Genomic DNA, 25,922 nt, shown 5'->3' with positions numbered 1-25,922 from the left:
TTATTGGGATTTATTTGCAGTCTGTCGGTTTGTCTTCCCTACGTTGGCAATTTCATATAGAATAAATGGATATGAAATGTACGTGATCCGCTATATAGCGGGCCAGGGGCATAAGGAGTGTGAATGGACTTGGAATGGGCATTACAATGGGGATGGAGCGTCTTGAATGCTTGCTTGTATCTGCTTTTGCAGCCGTTTTATTATATCTCGATACTCATTGTCGCGCTTGGCTATCGTCGGCAAATGCTACTAGAGCGCAAGCTATTTCATACTAGAATTCATAGCTGGGCTGCAGAGACCTGGCGTGTCGTATGGAGCGGCTTGCTTGCCGGGATGGCACTATCCGCTCTAGGAATGTTCGTCAGCGTGCATCTGAACCCGACTTCCATCGTGTGCCTGTGGATAGCCACATTATTGCTCATGCTGGTACGCGTCCGTTACCTGTGTCTTGCTTATTCGGTAGGTCTGCTAGGTGTAGTTCAATTTTTTCTAAACGTAGCCAGTGGCTGGCAGCCTGGGGGAGCGCTCGTGACGTCGGTAGCAGCCATCCGTGGATTGGATATTCCAGCACTCTTAGTGCTCGTTGCTGTGCTGCATGTGGCTGAAGCGCTGTTGGTTCGCTGGCAAGGAGGAAAGGCAGCTATGCCACTGTTTGTTGAGGGCAAACGGGGGAGATTGGTCGGTGGCTATCGTATGGAAGATCTCTGGCCCATTCCGTTGCTGTTGCTGGTACCCGCTCAGGGAGGATTCATGCTTCCCTGGACACCTTTGTTCGGCGGCGATGCCGGAACGGGGTATATGCTAGCAGCTCTGCCAGTCCTGATGGGCTTTAGCAGTGTGACGCTCGGCCAGCTACCACGACAGAAGGCAGTACTCACTTCGAACCGATTGCTCCTGTACAGTGTGGCTTTGCTTCTGCTAAGCCTGTTAGCGGCCTGGTGGAGTCCGCTAATCTTGCTGGCAGCGTTATTTTCCTTCCTAGCCCATGAGGCGCTGATTTGGTACGGAAATATAGAGGAAAGCCGTCTTAGCCCGATGTTTGTACATCCAGAGCAAGGGATGCGTGTTCTCGCTGTGCTGCCAGATAGCCCGGCGACAGCCATGGGCATACTACCAGGCGAGGCCATTTATCGTGTGAATGGCATGGTTGTGAACAGCCGTGCCGAGCTGCACCAGGCCTTGCGGATCAACTCTGCTTTTTGTAAGCTGGAGGTACGCAATCTGCAAGGTGAGAGCAAGTTTGTACAGCGAGGCATGTACGATGGCGATCATCACCAGCTAGGGGTCGTGCTTGCACCGGATGAACACGCAGGCTGGGCCGTATCCATACAACCGGCCTCCATCTACCGAATTGTGGCCATGCACATAGGCGCACGACGACGTAAAGCGGGACAAGCATCCAAGGCAGAGAGTACGCATTTGGACACCATGGATCAATAGATATTACAACAAGAGGGTAGTCGTTATTTGATTAGAATCGAATAAGGCTATCCTCTTTTGTATATGGCGACAGCAGCCAGCTTGAAATCAATATTCTCATCGGTATACAATGGATATGTAATGGAAACCTTTGATGAACCGAATGCCTATCATGTGTGTCAAGCAGGGAGAGGAAAAGATGAACGCGATTCACTTTATTCGAGAGTACATCAGGCACCCACGCAGCGTAGGCGCTGTTATACCCAGTTCAAGACAGCTGGCCAAGCAAATTGCCACACCGATTTACTTTGACAAAGCCTCATGCATTATTGAATATGGGGCAGGGACCGGTGTGTTTACGCAGGAGTTGATTTTGAACAAGCGTCCAGAAACGTTACTGTTAGTGATTGAAGCTAATGAATCGTTTTATAAAACATTACAAAGCAAATACGGACACTTGGAGAGGGTACACATTATTCATGGATCGGCCGAGCATGTAGCGCGGTATATGAAACAGTATCATGTCTCGAAAGTGGATTATGTTGTATCGGGGCTCCCTTTCACCAGCTTACCCGCTGCGTTATCCAGCCTCATTTTGGGACAAACGGCTGAGGTGTTAGGCCAGGAGGGCAAGTTTATTACGTTCCAGTACAGCAAGGTTAAGCACAATTTCTTCCGTACTTTTTTTGCAGATATCCAGATTAAAAAGGTGAACTATAATGTTCCGCCAGCCTATGTGTTCACTTGCAGCCTGTGACCCTTCAGCTATGTAGGAGATTAGAATAAATACGAATATCCATATGCGGATGATTATGAGAAGACTAGGTCAGCATCATTAAGATGTTGAAACGGTCTTTTTTGTTGCCTACTTTTATGGAAATATAAGAGAATGGATATGTTAAATAACAAAATTGTTTTAAGGAATCATATTTTAAAATGGGGCTTAACCTATATATTACATAAGTTGGAACCTGTTAGATTTTTGTAGGATTCATAATAAATCTGAACTTTTGTTAAAGGAGATTTATATATGGTAAAACCGCTGATGTTCATGCGCTGGTGTGAGTATTATGGGTTAAGCGACCGTGAGACAGATTTTGTATCTTTTTTTATGATGAATTTTTCAGCTGCACGATCAGGCAATCAACCGAAACTTAAGGAACAATTTGTTGAAATTCAGAAAAAAGCTTTTCCAGAATACCCGTTTGATATTAGCCCGGAAGAACTGGATTATAACAAATTTGAAGAACTGATGAAACGAGTGTTGAACATTCATTTTGACACGGCTGAACTGCTGTACTCCTTCTATCTCCAAAAGCTGTGTGCACCTTTAGCAGAATACATTTTATCTACTGGAGATGCCGAGCCTGCACGAATTTACTATGAGCTTATTCAAAAGGATAAAGTACGGTAGAGATAAAAAAGCCCCTTGGCTAAGGGGCTTTTTTCTATACTCAGGCTATAAAGTTATTTAATAAGTTAACTCTAGTCAATGTTCTGCTATATGGATATATGGAATAATCTATGTATATGGACATTACGTCCCATAAATGGTTCGATATGAAGATTTGGTCGGTAGAACGTATAGCAAAGCTGTATTACAACATTTGAAGATCCGAGCAATTCTGAATTTCGGACGGAGAGGAGAGTGTAATCAACCGAATACCTGGAGCTTCGAGACGCTGTACCGGAACGATTAACTCGTTAGGAATCAGGAGCCTTAAAGCCTGATGGAGCGGCACTCGTATGGGGTGCTGCTCTTTTCAAATGTAAAGGAGGAAAGCGGTATGAGGGCGAAAAATAGTAGTAATCTTTTGTTCAAACGTTCCAAATGGCTGCCTGTCGTCATGGCATGCACAATGATAGTAGGAGGGGCTCTACCAGCTCCAACTGTAGTTCACGGTCAAACGGCAAAAACTATTACCATTAAAGTAGATACATCCAAGGATCGTAAGCCTATTAGTCCTTATATATACGGTACGAATCAGGATTTGGCAGGCGATGAAAATATGGCCGCCAGACGACTTGGTGGCAATCGAATGACCGGATACAACTGGGAAAACAATATGTCCAATGCAGGAAGTGACTGGCAGCAATCCAGCGATAACTTTTTATGTAATAACGGTGGCCTGACAGGATCAGAATGCGAAAAACCGGGAGCGGTGACGACTTCGTTTCATGATCACTCGCTGAAGCTTGGCGCTTATTCTTTAGTTACATTGCCAATGGCCGGTTATGTGGCCAAGGATGGAAACGGCAGTGTGCAGGAAAGCGAAAAGGCTCCGTCCGCTCGTTGGAATCAGGTCGTAAACGCTAAAAATGCACCGTTCCAGCTACAGCCTGATCTGAATGACAATCGGGTGTATGTAGATGAGTTCGTTAATTTTTTAGTGAAAAAGTACGGAGCTGCTTCAACAAAGACAGGTGTGAAAGGATATGCGCTCGACAATGAACCCGCTCTCTGGTCGCATACACATCCACGCATTCATGGTGAAAAGGTCGGGGCGAAAGAGCTGGTAGACCGGTCCGTAAGCTTATCCAAAGCTGTGAAAGCAGTTGATGCGGGAGCGGAGATTTTTGGGCCAGTTCTTTACGGTTTTGGCGCCTATAAAGATCTGCAAACTGCACCTGATTGGGACTCTGTAAAAGGCAACTATAGCTGGTTTGTGGACTATTATCTGGATCAAATGCGCCTCAGTTCAAAAGCCGAAGGCAAGAGATTGCTGGATGTCTTTGATGTACACTGGTATCCCGAGGCGATGGGCGGAGGCATACGAATTACGAATGAGGTAGGCAATGATGAAACGAAGCAAGCCAGAATGCAGGCACCTCGTACTTTGTGGGACCCGACTTATAAGGAAGATAGCTGGATCGCCCAGTGGAACAGCGAGTTTTTGCCTATACTGCCTCGGTTGAAGCAGTCGGTGGATAAGTATTATCCAGGAACCAAGCTGGCAATGACCGAGTATAGCTATGGCGGTGAAAATGATATTTCCGGCGGGATTGCGATGGCCGATGTGCTGGGCATCTTCGGAAAAAACGATGTTTATATGGCAAACTACTGGAAGTTAAAAGATGGTGCGAACAACTACGTTAGTGCTGCTTACAAGCTTTATCGCAATTATGACGGAAAAAACGCTACTTTCGGTGATACGAGTGTTAGTGCGCAAACGTCGGATATTGTTAACAGCTCCGTGCATGCTTCCATAGCGAATGCATCCGACAAGGAACTGCACCTCGTGGTCATGAACAAAAGCATGGACAGCGCATTCGACGCCCAATTTGATCTTTCTGGCGAGACGACTTACGGCTCCGGTAAAGTATGGGGCTTCGATAAAAATAGCCCACAAATTAAAGAAGCAGAACCGATTACACAAATTTCAGGCAACCGTTTTACTTATACCGTACCGCCTTTGACGGCTTATCATATCGTGCTGACTGCTGGCAAAGATACGTCTGTGCCACCAGTGGAAAATCCTGATAGCTTTAAGCTGAAAGCAGAGGCTGGCGATGGGAAAGTCCATTTGTCTTGGGACGCTTCCAGCGAAGTTGTGGGCTACAGTGTACAGCGAGCAGCGGATGAAAACGGTCCTTTTACTGCTGTAGCATCCAATTTGAATGAAACGTCTTATACGGATACTAACCTAACGAACGGCACTCCATACTATTACAAAGTAACTGCCAAAACAAATAAGGGAACGAGCGAATCCCATGTTTTGAAAGCGGTTCCGGAGACGCCTGTAAACGGTCCAGCTCGCTATGAAGCCGAAGACGGCACACTGAAGGGAACCATTGTGGAATCCAGCGGAACCGGCTACTCTGGCACTGGTTATGTAACGAATTTCCACAATGCAGGAGATTCTCTGACGATGACGATTCAGGCTCCAACGGCAGGTTTGTACATTCTTACAATCGGCTATCGTTCTCCTCATGATGACAAACGTACGAATTTCTCCTTAAACGGCAAAGCGTTTGGCGAACTGTTTCTGGAGAAAACAGCAGATTTCAAAGAAACTTCCGGAGGCAAGGTTCTATTAAATGCAGGCGCGAATACAATCGGTTTTGAAACAGGCTGGGGCTGGTACGATATCGACTACGTCAGGCTGGAGCCTGCTGCTGACCGCCCACCCCATGCGGTAACCAAAAAACTCACCAACCCGAATGCGACCGTAGAAGCCAAAGCATTGATGAACTATCTGGTTGATCAATACGGGAAGAATATGCTCTCTGGACAAGAGGAAATGAACGAGATTGACTGGCTTCAAGACAATGTAGGTAAAAAGCCGGCGATTGCAGCGCTTGACCTGATCGACTATTCGCCAAGCAGAGCGGAACACGGTCTTAGTTCCACTGAGGCGGAAAAGGCGATTGCATGGGATAAGCAAGGAGGCATCGTTACCTTTGCATGGCACTGGAACGCGCCGAAAGGCCTGATCGATACGCAGGGAAAAGAATGGTGGAGAGGCTTCTATGCCGATTCGACCACATTCGATGTAGAATATGCGATGAATCATCCAGAGTCCGAGGATTATAAATTGCTTATTCGCGACATCGATGTGATTGCAGCGCAATTAAAGAAGCTCCAGGATGCGAAGGTTCCTGTCCTGTTTCGTCCTTTGCATGAAGCGGAAGGCAAATGGTTTTGGTGGGGCGCCAAAGGTCCTGAGCCTGTTAAAAAATTGTATATTTTGATGCATGATCGTTTGACGAATGTGCACAAATTGAACAATCTGATATGGGTATGGAATTCTGTTGCTCTGGACTGGTATCCGGGAGATGAGGTTGTGGATATTTTGAGCTTTGACTCTTATCCGCAAGCAGGGGATTACAGCCCGCAAATTGCAAAATACGAAGACCTTGTTGCACTGGGCAAGGACAAAAAGCTAGTTGCCATGAGCGAAAATGGACCGATTCCGGACCCTGATCTGATGAAGGCGTATCAAGCCCATTGGAGCTGGTTTGCTACATGGTATGGGGATTTTCTGAGAGACGGCAAACAAAACAGTCTTGAGCATCTGAAAAAAGTGTATAATCATCCGAACGTCATTACGCTGGATGAGCTTCCAACGAACTTAAAAACGTATGGCATCACCGAGCAGCCGTCCGTACCAGGCAGCTTCACGCTAAACGCCGCGGGCGAAAAGGCAAAAGTATCGCTAAGCTGGACAGCATCTGCGAATGCAAAAAGCTATGAAGTGAAGCGTTCGACGGCTGAAAACGGCGCGTTCGCCACTGTGGCGAGCGATGTATACGGCAGCAGCTACACCGACACAGCCGTAACGGCGGACACGACGTACTACTACCAAGTCGTAGCGAAGAACGATGCGGGCCAGACGCTGTCTAATACCGCTAGCGCAGCGCCAAAAGCGGATACACAGCAGCCGACAACGGGACTGCTGCTCCAGTATCGCACAGCGGATACCAAGGTGAACGACAATCATCTGAATCCGCACTTCCAAATTGTAAACCAAGGCACAACCTCCATACCGCTCAACGAGTTGAAAATTCGCTACTACTACACGGTTGACGGTGACCGTGAGCAGACATTCAACTGCGACTATGCGATGCTGGGCTGCTCGAAGTTGAATGGTAAGCTGGTTAAAATGGAGAAAGCTGCAACTGGTGCCGATTATTATTTGGAAGTCAGCTTTAACTCGGATGCAGGCGTGTTAGCTCCTGGAGGAAGCACGGGCGAAATTCAAACCCGTATTCATAAAACAGACTGGTCAAACTACAACGAAAGTGATGATTATTCGTATAAAGGCACACAAACCTCATATGCCGATCATATGAAAGCTACCTTGTATCATAACGGCGTGCTTGTGTGGGGAACCGAACCGACAGCTAATTAAATGATATAAATACAATCACTGAAATGAGCAGGGGGATTTAGTATCCTACCTGCTCATTTTTTATACGAGAAAACTCATATATGATTATTTTGTAAAAAATGAAATGATATGTTTATTTCTATTCTTTTTGTAACACATCAAGAATTAGAATGGAATTAATTAGAAGGAAGGAGATGAAAGAAATGAAATAACTAATATTTTGGTGATGTCTACTGTCTACAATTGCTTGGAAGTCTAATGTTTAATCAGTACAAATACTTAAAGAGGAGAAATGACAAATGAAAAGAGCGATCTTAGCACTATCAATTTCCGCGTTAGCTTTATCTTTAGGGGGAGTAGCTTCGGCTTCACCAGTAAGTTCAACAATATCTGTTGGAGCTCCAGCAAAAGTAACCGTAACCTTTAGTCCTGCCAATGGAGAAAAGCCACCTATTACAAAGCAAGATACTCCCGTACTTAAATTAGGCATAGGTAGCACGTATAAAATGGATGGTTCTAACTGGATGATTTTGTATGGAAGTGATGTTGTCGAACTTCATGGAAATAAAGCTAAGATGATTGGCTATGGTTCAGCTCAGGTTGAAGCCTTTAAATCTAATGGAGACAAACTTGGAGTTTATACTTTTAAGGTTGAAAGATAGTATTTATATGCAGTGAAGGAGGTGAAGTACGCTTCACTTCCTTCACTTACTTATTTTTATGGATTAATTGGGTAAGTAATCTCCAGATCAGGGTAATACTCAATTTTCGGATTTCCATCTTTGTCTAGTTCAAATTTACTCTTATCATCCTTGTTAAAGATATTTTTGTAGACCTTTATAGTAATTGCTTTGGGGGGAGAGGTGAAAGGTTCAAAACGTGAATCATTTATCAGAACGTTTCCATCCGTAGCACTCCAACCGTTGTTGCTTATAAAATTTAGTTTCTTTCCTTTGTCATCGTAAATTTCATAACTCAAAAAAGGAAGTGACGAAGAAATTTTTAAATTGTCAGGTAGCTTTATGCGAGTTGTGATGCTGGTTGTAATCGGCGTGAGCTCAATCTTTTCCAGAGTATAGTCGATGTTTTGGTACTTTCGTTTAAGAGATGGCGTAAAAGTCAGGTTATTTTTTGTGTTTTTTTTCACTGGAATTTCTATTTTGAAGGGCTGCTTGATACCAGAGACAGGCATGGAAATTGTTAAATCAAACTTATCCGGGAAAGATTTACCCCCTTGGTTGCGTAAATCTGAAAACTGTATAATTGTTGAGTTTTTATTTTTTCCAGGTATCATATATGGGTCAATAGAGTTAGTAGTGTTTGCAGGCGCATAAGAAGAGTTGATTTCTTTTCCATTAATAAAAAATATTAAGTCATCAAGTAATAAGGGTAATTCAGTGTTTAAAAATCTTTTGTCAGTGGTTTGTCGTTCTAAGGCAATGGATACACGTGTTCCATCAAACATGACCTCTGGTACGCTGAGAGTCAGGCCATCGTGAGTATCACTAAGATTTGGCTTTGATACTAGCCCTTTTTCGTCTGCTGTTTGTAAACCAAGATCACCAGCAAGCTGGAATATAGAATCTATACCTGGAATTTGTTTCAAGGATGCAGCCATTGTTGGTGAAATAAATCCAGTACTAACGACAAGTGCAAACGCTACTACAAGTGCAGCGGAGGTTCCGAGAAAGGTATTGCGAACCCTTTTCGAACGGGAGTTAGAGCGTTTATAGTGTCTTGTTTTCATTGTACTATAGCGTTCCATGGTTCTATCAATTAAATCCACTTGGAAAGGGGTATTTCGAATAAGCTTTTGTAAGTGCTCAATTTCTTTATCTTCCGGGTTTAAATGAGTGCTCAATTTGTTTTCCTCCCTTTTCATTGTAGTTGATTAGCTTTTTACGGAGTCGCTCATATCTTTTTCGGATCGTGGACGATTTTAGCCCCATAATTGTAGCAATCTCTTCGTAGTTGTAATCCTCAAGTGAACGTAATAATAAAATCTGACGATCTTTTAATGTTAGCTGATCCAGTAACTCGTGGATTAAATTTGTATATTCGTATATTGGCTGTTGCTTTAGGTTCAGTTTGTACTGAATGAAGGATTTGAATGTTCTAGCCTTTCTTTTTAATAAGTCAGTACAGTGGTTTTGAGCGATTTTATAAAGCCAAGCTGAAAAAGATACGGTAGGTACAAAATGATGTATATGTTCTAGCCCTCTAATGAATATTTCTTGAGCAGCATCTTCCGCTTCTTCCCGATTTTTAAGTAAATAGTAGCAGTATAAAAAGATCTGTTGTTGATAGCGCCGTATGATATGTGTGTATGCTTGCTTGTCGCCTGCTTGGACCTGCTCTATGACAAGATTGATATCTGCGTTTTGAGTATCTGTATTTAGTTTTTCCATTAACGTCCCTCCCTTCTGCCTATATAACTGAAAAAGATATGCATTTGTGACATTCAAATAAAAAAACTTGAAGTTTGCTTTTAATCGTTCTCCAGATGTATCTCATTCAGCTTTCAATTATCACGGAATTCGTAAAAAAAAGGCTTCCTTCTAAGGCATCATAAAATAAAATGACTTTATAGACCATATATTTCACTATTTTAATTATTTTGTAATGAAATGAAGTTCTTACGACCGAAAACACATGTTAAGTATGACTTACGATACATCTGCAACTATATTGAGGGGGATTGAAATGGAACATACACCTACGATCCGCTCGACGATAGAGACCGAACTAAAGCAAAGAGGATATACATTTAGCAGTTTTAGTAAAATATCTGGTATTAACCGTGGTACATTCAGTACCATGCTGAACAGTAACCCACCCAAGCCCATCTCCGTTCGGCAGATGGACTTGATTACTAAGGCACTGGGATATCCAGAAGGCTGGCTGTATGAGCTGTACATAGATGAGTGCTTTCACGAGGGGAAAGGGCACTGGAAACGGATTAAACCTTTTTTATTGCGTTGTGTGGAGTTGGGGAGGAAGGAGTGTATTCAAAGGGTATTGTCGAGACTAACGGAGGATTTGTCCTATGTGTCGACGGTATTTGAGTTTGCTGAAGAACTGCATGAAGGTGGGAAGGAAAACGAAGCTGTCCCTTTTTACGAGTGTGTGATAGAAAATGAAAGATATTACCACGCCGAGCGGCTGGCTATTAGTCAATACAGATTGTTTTGTAACTCTCTGAATACTGACTTGGATAATAATCGTCAAGCAGCTATAAAGTTTGCTCCGTTTCGAAGAAACCTTCCCGATAATTACCAATTAGATGCATTATTAAAATTGGCTAATGCCTATTTTCAACTTGATGATTGTGAGACGGTTATACAGTATGCTGAAGAACTAAGAGTACTAGCTACGAATATCTATCAACAGCAGGTCAGAGAAAAATTGAAGAGTCGTGAAGTTAAGCCACTAAACACAGAAAGGCGTCTAATCGTGTATTATGGTCAATCCTTTTTATTGAAAGGAAATGCCTACGAGAAACAAGGGTTATATCAAAAGGCCCTGGGTTTTATTCCTTATTACGCAGAGTTAACTGGTTTTGAAGGGCTTGACGATATAGGGAGGATAGAGGCAGAAAAATTTAAAATGTGGGCGAAAGCAAACAAGTTAAGTCTCGAAATTCTAATGGGGAAAATGGATAGTTTACCAGCCTATGTTGAGCTTCTTAGAAATAACCCGCAAGAGATATTACACGGGCTATTGACTATTGTTGAGTCAGCTAATGCCTACAATTATCCAATAGATGAAATCCTAATTCTCTTTGCCGAAAAAATTGATAAATTCAGAGAATTAAATACCAATATTTCTTACTATCATACGAATTATAATCTGATCACTTATTCTCGTTTTTTTTTTGAGCTTAGTCGTTATTATTTCAATACAGGAGCTTATTTGAAAGCCATGGATGCTATGTTGAAAAGCTTCAAAGCATCTTCTCAATTGAATGATAAAGCCTACTATATAAAGTCTATAACACTATTATTTGAGAAGTATAAAGATCATTCCACGAACGGACAACGGGAGGAATATGAAAAATTGCTTGAAGAAGTACAGCATAATGTAAACCAGATGATTCCTTAAATCACAAAAAGGCTAGGTACTTTCTTACTTTTTAAGTAGAAAAGTACCTAGCCTTTTTATTCTTCGTAGAATATATAACAAATAATAAAAATATTAAACTCACTCTCTTGCCTTTGGAATCATCAGAGTTATCTTTAAGAAGCTCACTCTCTGTAAACAGTTCCTTTAAAATGCGATAAGCTTTATTTTGCTCCGTTTCACTCTGCTGTGAAAGAATATGAATGCATTCCCATATCCAAGGCTGACTTTTGAGTTCTTCATAGGGATTGAAGTCAAAAAATGCAAAAACGTTTGTGTTGAGTGCTTCGGCTATTTTCTCCAAAGTTTTAATTTGTACATTGATCTCGCCACGCTCCAATTTGCCGATATAGGAATCTGTTGAATCAGATGCTTCTGCTAACAACACATGATTTTTTAGAATTGGTGGATTATTATACACATTAAATTCCATAATATATTGAAATGGTGTAGAATAAAGGATTGACCTCCATCCAATTTATTCATATAATTTCTAGTATATTGTAATTGATTGTCGAGGAGGGTGATTTTTTAAAATCATCTGAATACGCCGGGGGTGTTTTTATTGGAAAATACAACCACGATTCGTTCGGAAATTGAGAAAGAATTAAAACTTGGTGGCTACACTTTTAATAGTTTTGGACAAGCTACGGGACTTAACCGGGGCATTTTTAGTGCTATGCTTAACGGAAATCCACCTAAACCTATCTCCGTACGACAAATGGACTTGATTACTAAAGCGCTTAATTATCCAGAGGGCTGGCTATATGACCTATATGTTGATGAATGTTTTTATGATGGAAGACCACATTGGAAAAGAGTTAAGCCATTCCTTATACGCTGTGTAGAAATAGGAAATCTGAGGTGTGTAGAGAAAGTACTATCCCGATTAATGGAGGATCTTAACCATATTCCAACAATCTTTGCTTTGGCAGAGGAGCTTTATGAGGAAGGGAAACTACAAGAGGCAATTCCCTTTTATGAATGTGTAGTTGAAAATGAAAAGTACCAACACTCTGAGAGATTGGCAATCAGTCATTATAAACTGTTTGTTGCTTCTATAGGTCAAGATTTAGAAAGGAACTTAGAAGCGGTTTTAAGATTCATCCCCTATCGTAACAGACTCCCTGAAAATTATCATTTGGATGCTTTGTTGAAATTGGCTAATATCTACTTTAGTCTTCATCAATGGAAAGAGGTAGAGAGGTATGCTGACGAGCTACGTAACTTAGCAACAACTGTGTATAAAAATGAGATTCAAAAACGAAAAAATATAAATAAGTATAGACAATTAGAGACTGAAAGGCCACTTGTAGTTTACTATGGGCAAGGTTATTTACTTAAAGGCAATGCTTTGGAACTACAAGGAATGTATGAAAAGGCAATGGAATATATTGATGGCTATGCTGATTTAGGCTGGTTTGAAGGACTGGACGAATTAGGTTTAGAAGAAGTTGAACTACTTAAATTATGGGCAGAAGCAAATAAACTTAACTTAAAGGTTTTAATGGGTGAAAAGGGAAGTTTACTTTCGTATGTTAATTTCCTTAAAAAAAATCCCCTTGAAGTATTGCCTGGCTTGCTTACTATTGTTGAGTCTGCTATTAAACATAAATTTAGCATTGATGCCGTACTTTCAGAATTTTCAGAGGATATTAGAGTTTTTAATGATAGTTTCTCTTTGGATAGTGGTTATTATCAGCTAGCACCGACTGTAGATAGATATGCTGATTTACATTATAAACTAGCAATTTACTATTTAGGCAATGAAAAAATCGATCAAGGTCTTGATTCTATTTTAGAAAGCCTAAAGTTTTATAAAAATATTAATAATAAAACAAAATTTGTGGAATGTGTTGCTTTGTTCGAAAAGTTCAGAAAAGACTCCACATCTCAGCATAGAAAGAATTATGAATTTATAATGGAGGAGATATTAGATGATGAAAAAATTAACGATGTTCTCCTTGTTGGCACTAAGTCTAATTAGCTTTGTTAGTTTTGAAGAATCGATTAATGCTAATGCGGATCTATTCGGACATGGTAACGGGAACTATAGCACTTATGGGCATGGAAATGGACATTAAAGAAATAGAGATTGTATTTCTAAAGCCAATTCATTTGGATTGGCTTTTTTGATGCATCCTGTTAAAGGGATGAAATGGGTTTTATTATATTTTTAACCTGTAGGGAAGGTATCAGCTTGTAAACTAATGTAAATACCACACCGAACAGGAGGTTTATTGATGTGAAATGGCAACAATTGGAGGAGTGCATCGAAGAAAAGCGAAAAGAATTAAATGATTTGGCGAAAGAGGTGGGATTGAAGGATCGACGGGTGTTGACCAAGTCTATGGAGTTGGATCGGCTCCTTAATAAGTACAGTGATTGGAAATATAGCTATCGTAGACAACAGAGCGTACCCCAAAGTTCTCAGATCCAAGAGAACCAACACGAGCTTGTCCTATCTTATTAACATCAAGCATTATGACAAGATAAAACCTAACTTCACCTTGGCTTCTATACATAGTGAGATATAGCATAAACAAAATAATCTCTATTACATCTCGTACGCCGCCCTTATCCACGTTGTTCGTACAGTTTATTGTTCTGCGTCTACATCAGAGCGGAAGCCATGTAACATGAGGATACATCTCAAAAAAAACCTCCCGATTCACGTTATGGCGTGAATCGGGAGGTTTTTGGGTTTTACTGCTGGAGCTGACGCAGCACAGTGATTTCGACACGGCGGTTTTTTTGTCGCCCTGCTTCGGTGCTATTGTCACCAACCGGACGGGTATCTGCATAACCCGCATACTGGAAGCCTGATGGGGATAACTGCTCTCGGTCGATAAAGAACCGGAGTACAGACAGTGCCCGAGCGCCGGAAAGCTCCCAGTTGTCCTTGTAGGTCGATGAGTTAGAGGAACGCGTGAATGGAATGTTGTCCGTATGCCCCTCAATGCTAATCGGTGTTTTCAAATCTCGAAATAGACTGGCTAATTTGGATAACGTGTTTGCAGAACCCTGCTTGAGTGCCGCTCTGCCTTGGTCGAATAGAAAGCGGTCATTCAGCGTAATGACAATGCCACGTGGTTGATCGGATACGAAAATCTGGTTTTGTAGCTTGTTGTCCGTAATATATTCCTGGATGACACCCATTAGGTTTTGCAGCTCTTTTTCCTGCTTGCGAAAAGCTTGTTCACGCTCGGTGAGCTTGGTCGATCCCGCTTCTTTTTTATTAGAGGCCGGTTGCTTGGTCGCGGGTGGATTCTTGCTGGTGTAACGATCGGCAGTCCCCGTAATGCCCGAGCCTTGCTCCAAAATAGAATCTCCCTTGTGGAACGTATCCTGAAGGGATTGAACAACGACGTCGTATTTCTTAGCATCCAGACTGCTCATGGCATACATCACGACGAAGAAAATGAGCAGCAGGGTGATCAGATCGGCATAGGTAATCATCCAACGATCTCGTTGGTCTCCGCCGCCACCTTGACGCCCACGGCGCTTAGCGCGCGCTCTCATGGAAGTCCTCCTTTGGAGTAGCGCTCTCTGTACGTGAGCGACGAGGTGGTTTGCGATCTATATTTTGCTCTGAGCGGATAAAGAACTCCAACTTCTTGCGTACAAGCTTAGGGTTCTCTCCGTTTTGGATAGCCAGGATACCTTGCAGCAGCAAATCCATCGTAATAATTTCACTTTCACTGGCTGCTCTTATTTTGGACGCGATGGGCAGAAAGATCAGATTGGCGCTAGCAACGCCGTATAATGTTGCGATAAAAGCTACAGCAATCGACGGTCCGAGCGCAGTAGGCTCGGTTAGGCTGCCAAGTACATGGATCAGACCCATGACTGTACCGATAATCCCCATCGTAGGGGCATAGCCGCCTGCCGATTCAAATATTTTGGCGTACCCCTCATGTTTGTGCCCAATAGCATCTAACTCTAGTTCTAAAATTTGCTTGATCTGTTCCTGTTCAGTGCCGTCAATGACTAGTTGAAGACCTTCGCGCAAAAATGCATTCGGATGCTCCGATGATATGCGTTCTAGCGCAAGCACACCGGATCGGCGGGAGGTGGCGGCCATGGAAACCAAATCCTCTATATATTGCTCCGTAGGATTATCCTCACGACTAAAAGCCATCCGCAGAGCGGTGGGTATAGTCTTCAGCTTGGAGGCAGGGTAGCTGATCACAACGGCGGCGAAAGTTCCGCCGAATACGATCAGAGCTGATGTACCTTGAAGCAGCCCTGTGAATTCTCCGCCTTCCCACAAGAAGCCACCGATTAATGCTATGATTCCGGCGATGATGCCCAATACGATGGTGATATCCAAAATTCAATTCACTCCTATTCAAGACTTATCGTTTGCATCCGCGGTAAGAAAGAGGTATAATACGGGAACAAACATTCTTATTCAACCATATTTCCCAAGTATCATTGCTCGGGAAATATCGACATAGAATTACAGGCAAAGACGTTAAAGCTCGATTGGTGTAAAAACATGATGTTTCCATTTTAGACGATAAGGGTGATGCAGGGCAATGAGTGATATCGTTGTTAGCGATAAGACTTTTGAAATTCAGTCGGAATTCCAACCTCAAGGCGATCAACCCCAGGCCATTTTTGAATTGGTAGAGGGAATTGCAGAAGGAAAGAAGCATCAAACTCTATTGGGTGCTACGGGAACAGGTAAGACGTATACCATCGCTCAGACCATTGCCAAGCTGAATCGGCCTACACTGGTTATTGCGCATAACAAGACCTTGGCTGCTCAACTGGCAAGTGAGTTTAAAGAATTTTTTCCAAACAACTCAGTTGATTATTTTGTCAGCTACTATGATTACTACCAACCGGAAGCGTACATCCCTTCTTCCGATACGTATATTGAGAAGGATTCCAGCATCAATGAGGAGATTGATAAACTTCGCCACTCAGCCACAAGCTCTCTGTTTGAGCGCCGTGACGTTATTATTGTAGCGAGTGTCTCTTGCATTTATGGTTTGGGTTCCCCGAAAGAATATTCAAGCTTGCTGCTCTCGCTTAGAGTCGGCATGGAGAAACCCCGCAATCAGATTTTGTCCCGCCTGGTCGATATTCAATATCAGCGGAACGATATCAACTTCGTGCGGGGTACTTTCCGTGTACGGGGGGATGTTGTTGAGATATTCCCGGCTTCCCATGGAGAAAATGCAATACGGGTAGAATTGTTCGGAGATGAAATTGAACGAATTACTGAGATTAATGTGCTTACAGGTGAATTGATCGGTGAACGTGAACATATCGCTATTTTCCCGGCATCTCACTTTGTTACTCATGAGGATACGATGAGGGTAGCATTGGTTAACATTGAACGTGAGCTAGAAGAGCGGTTAGCAGAGCTGAAGGAACAAGGGAAGCTGTTAGAGGCGCAACGTTTGGAGCAACGTACCCGCTATGATATCGAGATGATGAGAGAGGTTGGCTTTTGTTCCGGTGTCGAAAACTACTCGGGTCCACTGACATTCCGCGAGCGCGGAGCGACACCATATACTCTTTTGGATTACTTTCCAGATGATATGCTGATCGTCATCGACGAATCTCATGTTACATTGCCGCAGATTCGTGCGATGTATAACGGGGACCAAGCGCGTAAAAATGTGCTGGTTGAACATGGTTTCCGTTTGCCATCTGCCTTGGATAACCGTCCGCTGAAGTTCGAAGAGTTCGAGGACAAAGTGAATCAGATTATCTATGTATCGGCTACTCCAGGCCCGTATGAGATGGAAAAATGCGATACGATGGTGCAGCAGATTATCCGCCCTACCGGTCTCCTTGATCCTATTATTGAGGTGCGTCCGAGCAAAGGGCAGATTGACGATCTCATTAATGAGATACGGCAGCGCATAGAGCGTGAAGAACGGGTACTGGTCACCACACTCACGAAGAAAATGGCTGAAGATTTGACTGACTACTTAAAAGAAGTGGGCATCAAGGTTCGATATATGCACTCCGAGATTAAGACTTTGGAGCGGATGGCCATTTTGCGGGATCTTCGTCTGGGAACCTTCGATGTGCTGATCGGGATCAACCTGTTGCGGGAAGGTCTCGATTTGCCGGAAGTATCGCTGGTTGCGATTTTGGATGCGGACAAAGAAGGCTTCCTGCGTTCTGAGCGCTCTCTGATTCAGACGATCGGGCGGGCAGCACGGAATAGTGACGGACGTGTTATTATGTATGGCGATAAGATTACCGATTCTATGGATAAAGCGATCAAGGAGACGGAACGTCGCCGTGCGATTCAAATTCAATACAATGAAGAACATGGGATTACCCCGCAAACCATCCGTAAAAAGATTCGTGATGTCATTGAAGCAACCAAGACGGCAGAGTCCAAGAATGATTACCTTCCTAATGAGACGGGTAAACTTTCCAAGAAGGAGCGTCAATCCCTCATTCAGCGCCTAGAAGCAGAAATGAAGGACGCGGCCAAGAATCTACAATTCGAACGGGCCGCCGAGTTGCGTGATGCTTTGCTGGAGTTGCGGGTTGATTAAACATTGGGAATAAGCTATAAGCAAAACATATTGATAATAAAATGTTTGATTGCTTTTAAGAAATAGTGAGGACGGCCGATGTGGTCGTTCTCTTTGCGATATATCACTTCCATCGGATAATCTAATGCGATATAGGATGACGTGAATTACGGCTAAGGAGATGAAACATTTGGCGAATGAAAGCATCATCATCAAAGGCGCACGCGCGCATAATCTCAAAAATATTGACGTGACGATTCCACGGGACAAGTTCGTCGTCCTGACGGGGCTTAGCGGCTCAGGTAAATCATCACTGGCTTTCGATACGATCTATGCAGAAGGACAGCGGCGGTATGTGGAATCATTATCTGCGTATGCCCGTCAATTCCTCGGGCAAATGGAGAAACCGGACGTCGATTCGATTGATGGCCTGTCTCCTGCCATTTCCATTGACCAAAAAACGACAAGTCGGAATCCTCGTTCTACGGTCGGAACAGTTACAGAAATCTATGATTACTTGCGGTTGTTATTTGCCCGAGTAGGTCATCCTCATTGTCCTGAACATGGCATTGAAATCACTTCACAGACCGTCGAACAGATGGTAGACCGCATTTTGCAGTATCCTGAAAAGACGCGGCTGCAAATCCTGGCTCCATTGGTCTCCGGCCGCAAAGGTGAGCATAAAACACTGTTCACTGATATAGCCAAGCAGGGCTTTGTACGGGTACGTGTGAATGGCGAACTGCGTGAATTGTCCGAGAAGATTGAACTGGAGAAGAACAAGAAGCACTCGATTGAAGTGGTCGTAGACCGGATCGTAGTCAAGGAAGATGTACGTGCGCGTCTGTCCGACTCTATTGAGACGGCACTGAATCTTTCAGGCGGACAGTTGCTTGTAGATATTATAGGGCAAGAGGAGTTGCGATTTAGCTCCAACTTTGCGTGCCCGATTTGCGGTTTTAGCATAGATGAGCTATCTCCACGGATGTTTTCTTTTAATAGTCCGTTCGGCGCTTGTCCAGATTGTGATGGGTTAGGCGTTAAAATGGTCGTTGACCCTGATCTGCTCATACCTGATCCAGAAAAAAGTGTAGAAGATGGGGCGTTCCAGGCATGGAGTGGAGGAACTTCCACTTATTATCCTCAATTTTTACAGTCCGTATGCGAACACTACGGTATTCCGCAGGACATTCCTGTAAGCCAATTGACGTCAGAACAAATGAATCTTATTTTGCACGGAACAGGTGACCAGAAGATCCGTTTCCGCTATGAAAATGATTTTGGTCAACGTAAGGAAGCCTATGTGACCTTTGAAGGCATTATCCCGAATTTGGAGCGTCGTTACCGTGATACCGCTTCTGAGGGAATACGTGAATTTATTGAAGGCTTTATGAGTGCAAAGCCATGTAACACCTGTAAGGGGCACCGACTGAAAAAAGAAAGCCTGTCGGTAACCATTCAAGAGCGCAATATCGCTTATGTGACAGCTTTGTCTGTCGGGGAGGCTTCTCACTTTTTCCATACACTGGAGCTGAGTGAGAAAGAGCAGTCGATCGCCAACCTCATTTTAAAGGAAATTAATAGCCGACTGGGATTCCTTGTGAACGTTGGTCTGGAATACCTGACTTTAAGCCGTGCAGCAGGTACATTGTCCGGCGGGGAGGCACAACGTATCCGATTGGCGACACAGATCGGGTCCAGTCTGATGGGCGTGCTTTATATTTTGGACGAGCCAAGTATTGGGCTGCATCAGCGAGATAATGATCGTCTGATTAGTGCTTTGGAACATATGCGGAATCTGGGCAATACGCTGATCGTGGTGGAGCATGACGAAGATACGATGATGGCGGCGGACTATATCATTGACATTGGGCCAGGAGCCGGAATCCATGGCGGGATGATCATGTCGCAGGGGACTCCACAGGAAGTTATGGAAGATCCGAATTCCCTGACCGGGCAATATTTGAGCGGTCGGAAGTTTATTCCGGTCAATACCGAGCGGCGCAAGCCTGCGGATAAGTGGCTGGAGATTCGCGGAGCCAAGGAGAACAATCTCAAAAATGTGAATGTCAAAATTCCATTGGGTGTTTTCACGGCTGTTACTGGCGTATCCGGGTCTGGAAAATCGACGCTGGTCAACGAAATTTTGTACAAAACGTTGGCGCGTGATCTGAACCGTGCGAGAGTACGCCCAGGTCAACATAAAGAAATTCGAGGGCTAGAGCATATCGAAAAGGTTGTTGAGATCGATCAATCGCCAATCGGCCGTACCCCGCGTTCCAATCCTGCAACTTATACAGGTGTGTTCGATGATATTCGTGACTTATTCTCGCAGACGAACGAGGCTAAGGTTCGAGGCTACAAGAAAGGCCGGTTTAGTTTTAACGTTAAGGGAGGCCGATGTGAATCTTGCAGAGGCGACGGGATCATCAAGATTGAGATGCACTTTTTGCCTGATGTGTACGTACCATGCGAAGTGTGCAAAGGCAAACGCTATAATCGGGAGACCCTTGAGGTTAAGTATAAAGGGAAGAGTATTGCTGATGTGCTGGAGATGACGGTAGAGGATGCGACAGCATTTTTTGAAAATATCCCGAAGATTCATCGCAAGATTCAGACGCTGATGGATGTAGGTTTGGGGTATATCAAGCTGGGTCAACCAGCGACTACCTTGTCTGGTGGTGAAGCACAGCGTGTGAAGCTGGCTTCCGAATTGTATCGTCGCAGCACAGGCAAAACCATTTATATTTTGGATGAGCCGACAACCGGTTTGCATGTTCATGATATTGACCGATTATTGACTGTGTTGCATCGTTTGGTCGATTCAGGCGAAACCGTACTGGTTATTGAGCATAATCTAGATGTAATTAAAACAGCCGATTTCCTGATTGATCTGGGGCCCGAAGGCGGAAGCGGCGGTGGAACGATCTTGGCTACCGGGACACCAGAACAACTTGTAAAAGTAGAGGAATCCTATACAGGCCGATACTTAAAGCCGATCCTTGAACGCGATACACAGCGCAGTCAAGCGCTTCAGACCGTCGATCTATAGACACAGTTTTAACGTACGTTGTGAAAGCCCTGCACAGACAGGAAGGCAGAATACAAATTAGCGTATTTGTGCCTTCCCGTTGGCAGGGTTTATTTTTTTTGTAAAAAAAGAAAACTTTTATTAAATTCCTGCGTTAAAGCATGTGACACATAGTTTACCAAGCGCTGGAATAATAAATCTATAGGTATATTCTTCGATAGAAAGTCTCTGAGTAATCTCTACATTTTAGAGTTTTGGATGTTTAGGCTCGGGCTTGAAGAGGTTAATATATAACTTATGATTATCTAGCATCATACGAAGTTCCGTGCCCACGTGACAACCATTACTAGTTGAAGCGACCGTTTATAGTTAAATTGCATCTAAGGTTTATATCACATCTCTGAGGAAGTCATGAAGGGAGCTGGAACGTTTGAAGATTAAGCAAAGTAGAGTTCTACGTACACGTGTATACTCATGGGCAGCAGGAGTCGCTTTAACGGCATGGTTGTTGGGTTATGGTGCTGTACCGGCCTATGCATCCGAGGTGTCCGAGGCGTATGCGCCCAAACAAGCCGAGATCGAAACTAGTGCAGCGATTGGCAGTATTAAGGATTCCGAGAGCGCTCACAATTACATTCAGCCCGCAGCAAAGGGCGGGTTCTTAATGCTGAACGTCGAAGACGATACAGAAGCAAGTGTAGTACACGTCACGTATGGCAAGCTGGATAGTTCTCTGGAGACAGTATGGAAACACCAGCAAGACCTGAGCGTACAGCCGGGAACAAGCAGCAAGGGAGTCCAGCGGGAGACGTCGGATGGTGGCTTGCTGTTTCTGCTTGATTATACCCAACCGAACGGAATGCGAGATGTGCAGGCTTCACGATTGGATGCGGATGGAAACCCCCTGTGGTCCAAAACGTTATCCACTGACGGTTTGATATCCTATGGGCAGAATTCTCAGGTAGGATTGGAGCCACTAGAGGATGGCAGTTTTCTGGTGTCCTCGCTGAACCCTGCGGAGCAGTCCTTCACTGTACTCAAATACACTGAAACTGGCGATATACAATGGAATCGAACGACAAACGGAGTGACCTCGGGTTGGCTGGTCGGCAATCACAATGGATATTATGCGCTATTGAACAGCTCAGATGGTCCCGTGGGGGTACAAGCCGATGTGTATGGTCGCAATATCCGTGATGTCCATCTGGACTTAGGATCAGGTAAAGAAATTGCCGCGGTACATGAGTTGTCTAGCGGTCATATTGCTGTAACAGGGCTTAAAGGAAACAGCAAACGCACCCAGGTGTTAAGTAATGGTCTGCAATTGTTTAGTAACACAGAGGACTACGCGGCTGACCGGGTATATCTGCCCGAGGAGCAGTTGTACGTCCAGTTCAGTGATCAATATGACCCACTGGGTAAAACCACGAAGATGCATGGCATCACTATCACAGGCTTAAAAGGAAACGGTACGAAGGTATGGGAAACGAAGACTCATTATAAGGAAGATAACTCCTTCGGCATCCGATATGATACGGGATTGATATATAAGATACCTTCAGGCTACGCGGTGGTGACATCTACAACAGGCGCTCATAAGCCAATAGTACTCGATTTTGCGAAAATATTGATACCGGAGTAATCCGGTGTCTTTTTTTATTCAATCGAAGAAGTAGGAAGTAGGTATGGCGCTGGTTTATGGCATAAGAAACAGCCTGCTTGTATATAAAATACAAGCAGGCTGTTAATGGACTTAATGTCTAGGATGCAACGTGGCTGGACTGTAAAATGGCGGACAGCTTTTCCTGGAAAGACGGAATGCCTACACGCTGTACATACGCATAAAAGCTTTCGCCAGCAATCCTATTTTCTTTGTAGAACAGAATAAGCTCTGCCAATACAGGACCAACCTGGTCCCCACGTACGCGGCCTTTGAGTGTCTTGTTGAACTGGGCACCAGCTCCAAGCGCCCCGCCAACAGCGATGTCGAACGCGTCAACCATGCCTTCAGGTGTCTTAAGGAGCGAGCCTTGCAGTCCAATATCCGCAATATGCTTTTGACCGCAGGAATTCGGGCAACCAATAAAATGGATGCGCACCTTTTCATCCAATTGTACGTGCTGATCCAAATACTCGGCAACGTCAACCGCTCGCTTTTTCGTTTCCACAATCGCCAGATTGCAAAATTCATTTCCTGTGCACGATACCGTACGGCTCATAAAATGCTTGGGCTGTGGTGTCAGGCGTTGCAGCACAGGAGCTTTCAGTAGCTCATCTACTTGGTCATCCGGCACACCGCTCAGCAAAATATTTTGCGACATCGTGGTACGAATCTGTCCATCGCCGTAGCGATCAGCCAGGTCGGCCAGTTCGTGCAACTCGTCAGCACTGAGGCGACCGACAGGTACGTTCAGACCGACATAGTTCAGACCTTCTTGGGCTTGGGGATGTATACCGTCAAAATAGGCGGCTTGCCACCCAATGGTTTTATCTTCACCTCGTCCTGGCATTTCGCCAGTGTACTCGGTAAGCTTGGCTAGAAATTTGTCCGGGCCCCAATCGGCAATGAGGAATTTCAGACGGGCATGGTGCCGTTTTTCCCGATAGCCGTAATCACGGAAGATGGTTGTGACAGCAATAGCAACCTTCAGCACTTCCTCAGGACGGACAAACAAGTCCAGCGGATGTGCCAAATGCGGCTTGGCAGATAATCCACCGCCAACCATCACATGGAAACCAACCACTTCTTTTCCGTCAAGGATCTTGGTTGCCGGTGTGAAGGACAGGTCGTTAATTTCAGCCTGTGCATTGTTGTAGGTATTACTGGAGATGGACATTTTGTATTTGCGCGGAAGATTGGAAAAGTCACGATTTAATAAGAAAAAGCGGTTTACTTCATCTACAATCTCCTGAGTATCCACCAGTTCATTAGGATCAATGCCAGCCAGCGGATTGCCGACAATGGTACGCGGGCAGTCCCCACAGGCTTCAAAGGAATACAAACCGACTTTTTCCAGTCGTTCGAAAATATCTGGCAAGCTTTCAACGGTCAGCCAGTGAAATTGAATCGCCTGACGGGTGGTGACATCCACCAGGCCGCGCCCGTACAGCGCGGAGATGTCCGCTAAGGCACGTGCCTGGGCTGAAGTCATAATCCCTGTATTGATGCGGACACGCATCATGAAATGGCCATCCTTAGGCTTTTGCTGGTAAACCCCGGCCCATTTGAATCGGTCCATATCGTCCGCAGTGATCGAGTCATAGCCTTTGTGCGCATAGCTTTCAATGATGGTGCGTATAACGTCGAGACCGTCCTTTTCCAGCTTGACTAGCTCAAACTTGTTAAGCTTATCGGGATGAGCATTCCAGATTGGTTCATAGGCCATCCTTTTTTAACCTCCTTCAGCTGCTTATTTATACTTGAGATTTGGATGTAGGACTCGCGATTTTATTTCCGACAATATAACTAAGATATAATGTGATGGTATCATAGTTGGTTACGCCCGTAAACGAAGGAATGACCCAAAAGGTATAACGATTTTTTATTGTTTTTGCTTATTTTTTTGATATAAGGATTTGGAAAATTTATAATATAAATAGTATGAGGGGATAGGGATGCAGCAAACGGCGCTTTTTTAAAAAAAGATAGGGCTTAAAGCGATTGTATGCGTGTCCCCTCTATGGTAGATTTGGACTAACTGATAGAACAGGGTCATGTTAGAGAGGAAATGGTGAGTATATGCGTAAGATGGGGAAAAGGGTGGCTGTGTTGGCTTTGGGTAGCGCTCTATGTGTTTCTGGAACGGCAGGTGCAGCCAGCAGTGGAGCTGCGTTAAAGGCCAAGGTCATTAATGGTGGGGTCTATGTTAACGTAAGTGATATGAATAAAGCATTAGGAACCAACGGCGCGTATAACAGCGCAAATGGTACATATACGTTATCGGCCGATCGTGTGCCACAGGTCGTTAAAAATGTTTCTCCTTCTGTAGTCGGCATCATTGGTCGTTCAGCGACAGGAGAGACCGTAGCAGGGGGAGACCGATACAACCTGGCTCACGGCACGGGTGTCATCATTCGGGCAGATGGATGGATTGTTACGAATGCGCATGTTATCGAAGGATTAGGTGATGCCGTAGTTGTAACCTCGGACGGAAAATCTTACGGAATCATCGACAGCTACAGCGATCCGATCAGTGATTTGGCGTTGATTAAAATTAAGGCAAGCGGCCTTAAGCCTGCTACCTTTGCAGCTTCTACGAACAGTTTACAGGTAGGCGAGCAGGTAGTGGCTATCGGTACGCCGATCTCTTTCTCACTTCGTAACTCGGCAACCTCAGGTGTTGTTAGCGGGCTGAACCGTGGTGTCAACGCTGCTTATCGTCTGATCCAAAGTGATACCGCGATCAACCCTGGTAACAGCGGTGGTCCGCTGGTCAACCTCAAGGGCGAGGTCATCGGGATTAATACAATGAAATTCTCAGCGGTCGGAATTGAAAATATGGGTTTTTCGATTCCGGCAGATACAGTGAAATATGTCATCAATCAATTTTTCAAATATGGCGAGGTTCGGCGTGCTAGTCTTGGCTTAGGGCTCGAAGAGAGCTGGTCAGCTATCGTCGGATTGCCTACCGAGGATCCTTTGAAAGTCACGAAAATCACTTCAGCCAATGCCGTACAGGCCAAAATCAAGGAAGGCGATGAGCTGTATAGTATTAACGGCAAGCGTGTAGCCTCTGCCATTGATGTCAATGAGCTGCTTAAAAACTATCAACCAGGGCAAACGATAAGTGTACTTATGCAATCGGACGGTGATATTGTAAAGCGCAAGCTGGTACTGACACAGGATAATGGTGAAATTTATGATTCCATTCAGTCTGGAGAAGATCTTGAGGATTCGAATGAATCAGGAGCTACTGTAGATGACGGCATAGCGCCTTCGAAAGAAGCATCAGATTCAGCTACGGGAAAATGAACGATAATGGCTCATGAATCTATAAAATAAAGCTAAAG

At 44.2% G+C, this 25,922-nt stretch carries 18 protein-coding genes; 12 read left to right on the top strand and 6 right to left on the bottom strand.

Annotated elements, in window-relative coordinates; translation table 11 throughout:
• Window positions 1-123 precede the first annotated feature (123 nt).
• The 5 genes from OIU26_RS10745 (at window position 124) to OIU26_RS10725 (ending at window position 7,912) form a co-directional block, all read left to right on the top strand.
• Window positions 124-1,440 carry a PDZ domain-containing protein gene (locus OIU26_RS10745; protein ID WP_264216825.1) on the top strand — a complete coding sequence of 439 codons (1,317 nt, stop codon included), beginning with the start codon at window positions 124-126 and terminating at the stop codon, window positions 1,438-1,440.
• A 178-nt stretch (window positions 1,441-1,618) separates the two neighbouring features.
• Window positions 1,619-2,176, top strand: a complete 558-nt coding sequence (locus OIU26_RS10740; protein WP_165079716.1) for a class I SAM-dependent methyltransferase — start codon at window positions 1,619-1,621, stop codon at window positions 2,174-2,176.
• Between the two features lie 273 nt (window positions 2,177-2,449).
• Window positions 2,450-2,833 carry a hypothetical protein gene (locus tag OIU26_RS10735; protein WP_165079715.1) on the top strand — a complete coding sequence of 128 codons (384 nt, stop codon included), beginning with the start codon at window positions 2,450-2,452 and terminating at the stop codon, window positions 2,831-2,833.
• 373 nt (window positions 2,834-3,206) lie between these two features.
• Window positions 3,207-7,271 (top strand): glycosyl hydrolase, encoded by a 4,065-nt coding sequence (locus OIU26_RS10730; protein WP_264216824.1) that lies wholly within the window; start codon window positions 3,207-3,209, stop codon window positions 7,269-7,271.
• Between the two features lie 278 nt (window positions 7,272-7,549).
• Window positions 7,550-7,912 (top strand): hypothetical protein, encoded by a 363-nt coding sequence (locus tag OIU26_RS10725; RefSeq protein ID WP_264216823.1) that lies wholly within the window; start codon window positions 7,550-7,552, stop codon window positions 7,910-7,912.
• 56 nt (window positions 7,913-7,968) lie between these two features.
• On the opposite strand, the gene OIU26_RS10720 is transcribed toward OIU26_RS10725, so the two are convergent.
• On the bottom strand, window positions 7,969-9,111 hold the full coding sequence (locus tag OIU26_RS10720; protein WP_264216822.1) for a DUF4179 domain-containing protein: 1,143 nt from the start codon (window positions 9,109-9,111) through the stop codon (window positions 7,969-7,971).
• Complete coding sequence (locus tag OIU26_RS10715; protein WP_142612338.1) at window positions 9,083-9,658, bottom strand: RNA polymerase sigma factor; 576 nt, start codon at window positions 9,656-9,658, stop codon at window positions 9,083-9,085. The genes OIU26_RS10720 and OIU26_RS10715 overlap by 29 nt, the downstream gene beginning before the upstream one ends.
• Before the next feature lie 295 nt (window positions 9,659-9,953).
• On the opposite strand from OIU26_RS10715, the gene OIU26_RS10710 reads away from it, so the two are divergent.
• Window positions 9,954-11,351 (top strand): helix-turn-helix domain-containing protein, encoded by a 1,398-nt coding sequence (locus OIU26_RS10710; protein WP_264216821.1) that lies wholly within the window; start codon window positions 9,954-9,956, stop codon window positions 11,349-11,351.
• Window positions 11,352-11,382: 31 nt separating this feature from the next.
• Here the strand turns inward: OIU26_RS10710 and OIU26_RS10705 are convergent, their stop codons facing one another.
• Window positions 11,383-11,802: a helix-turn-helix domain-containing protein gene (locus tag OIU26_RS10705; protein ID WP_264216820.1), complete on the bottom strand. Its 420-nt coding sequence runs from the start codon at window positions 11,800-11,802 to the stop codon at window positions 11,383-11,385.
• Between the two features lie 132 nt (window positions 11,803-11,934).
• Between OIU26_RS10705 and OIU26_RS10700 the strand changes: the two genes are divergently transcribed.
• Window positions 11,935-13,356, top strand: coding sequence for a tetratricopeptide repeat protein (locus OIU26_RS10700; RefSeq protein ID WP_137079355.1), 1,422 nt, complete (start codon window positions 11,935-11,937; stop codon window positions 13,354-13,356).
• A gap of 258 nt (window positions 13,357-13,614) precedes the next feature.
• Window positions 13,615-13,842: an aspartyl-phosphate phosphatase Spo0E family protein gene (locus tag OIU26_RS10695; RefSeq protein WP_264216819.1), complete on the top strand. Its 228-nt coding sequence runs from the start codon at window positions 13,615-13,617 to the stop codon at window positions 13,840-13,842.
• Window positions 13,843-14,075: 233 nt separating this feature from the next.
• Here OIU26_RS10695 and OIU26_RS10690 read toward each other — a convergent pair whose 3' ends face one another.
• Window positions 14,076-14,891, bottom strand: coding sequence for a flagellar motor protein MotB (locus OIU26_RS10690; protein ID WP_013373324.1), 816 nt, complete (start codon window positions 14,889-14,891; stop codon window positions 14,076-14,078).
• On the bottom strand, window positions 14,875-15,702 hold the full coding sequence (locus OIU26_RS10685; protein WP_016324776.1) for a flagellar motor protein: 828 nt from the start codon (window positions 15,700-15,702) through the stop codon (window positions 14,875-14,877). Before OIU26_RS10685 ends, OIU26_RS10690 begins: the two co-directional genes overlap by 17 nt.
• Window positions 15,703-15,910: 208 nt before the next feature.
• On the opposite strand from OIU26_RS10685, the gene uvrB reads away from it, so the two are divergent.
• From uvrB to OIU26_RS10670, 3 genes are all read left to right on the top strand, one after another.
• Window positions 15,911-17,902, top strand: coding sequence for an excinuclease ABC subunit UvrB (uvrB, locus tag OIU26_RS10680; RefSeq protein ID WP_264216818.1), 1,992 nt, complete (start codon window positions 15,911-15,913; stop codon window positions 17,900-17,902).
• 169 nt (window positions 17,903-18,071) lie between these two features.
• Window positions 18,072-20,933, top strand: coding sequence for an excinuclease ABC subunit UvrA (gene uvrA / locus OIU26_RS10675; RefSeq protein WP_040102757.1), 2,862 nt, complete (start codon window positions 18,072-18,074; stop codon window positions 20,931-20,933).
• Window positions 20,934-21,342: 409 nt separating this feature from the next.
• Complete coding sequence (locus OIU26_RS10670; protein ID WP_264216817.1) at window positions 21,343-22,554, top strand: hypothetical protein; 1,212 nt, start codon at window positions 21,343-21,345, stop codon at window positions 22,552-22,554.
• A gap of 118 nt (window positions 22,555-22,672) precedes the next feature.
• Here OIU26_RS10670 and OIU26_RS10665 read toward each other — a convergent pair whose 3' ends face one another.
• Window positions 22,673-24,298, bottom strand: a complete 1,626-nt coding sequence (locus OIU26_RS10665; protein ID WP_264216816.1) for a nitrite/sulfite reductase — start codon at window positions 24,296-24,298, stop codon at window positions 22,673-22,675.
• Between the two features lie 353 nt (window positions 24,299-24,651).
• Here OIU26_RS10665 and OIU26_RS10660 point away from each other — a divergent pair, with 353 nt between their 5' ends.
• The gene (locus OIU26_RS10660) at window positions 24,652-25,884 is read left to right on the top strand and encodes a S1C family serine protease (protein WP_064961721.1); all 1,233 of its coding nucleotides are present in this window, start codon (window positions 24,652-24,654) and stop codon (window positions 25,882-25,884) included.
• Window positions 25,885-25,922 lie beyond the last annotated feature (38 nt).

The sequence above is a fragment of the Paenibacillus sp. BT-177 genome, assembly GCF_025846815.2.
Lineage (GTDB): Bacteria > Bacillota > Bacilli > Paenibacillales > Paenibacillaceae > Paenibacillus > Paenibacillus polymyxa_C.
This window is presented reverse-complemented; position numbering and strand designations above follow the sequence as displayed.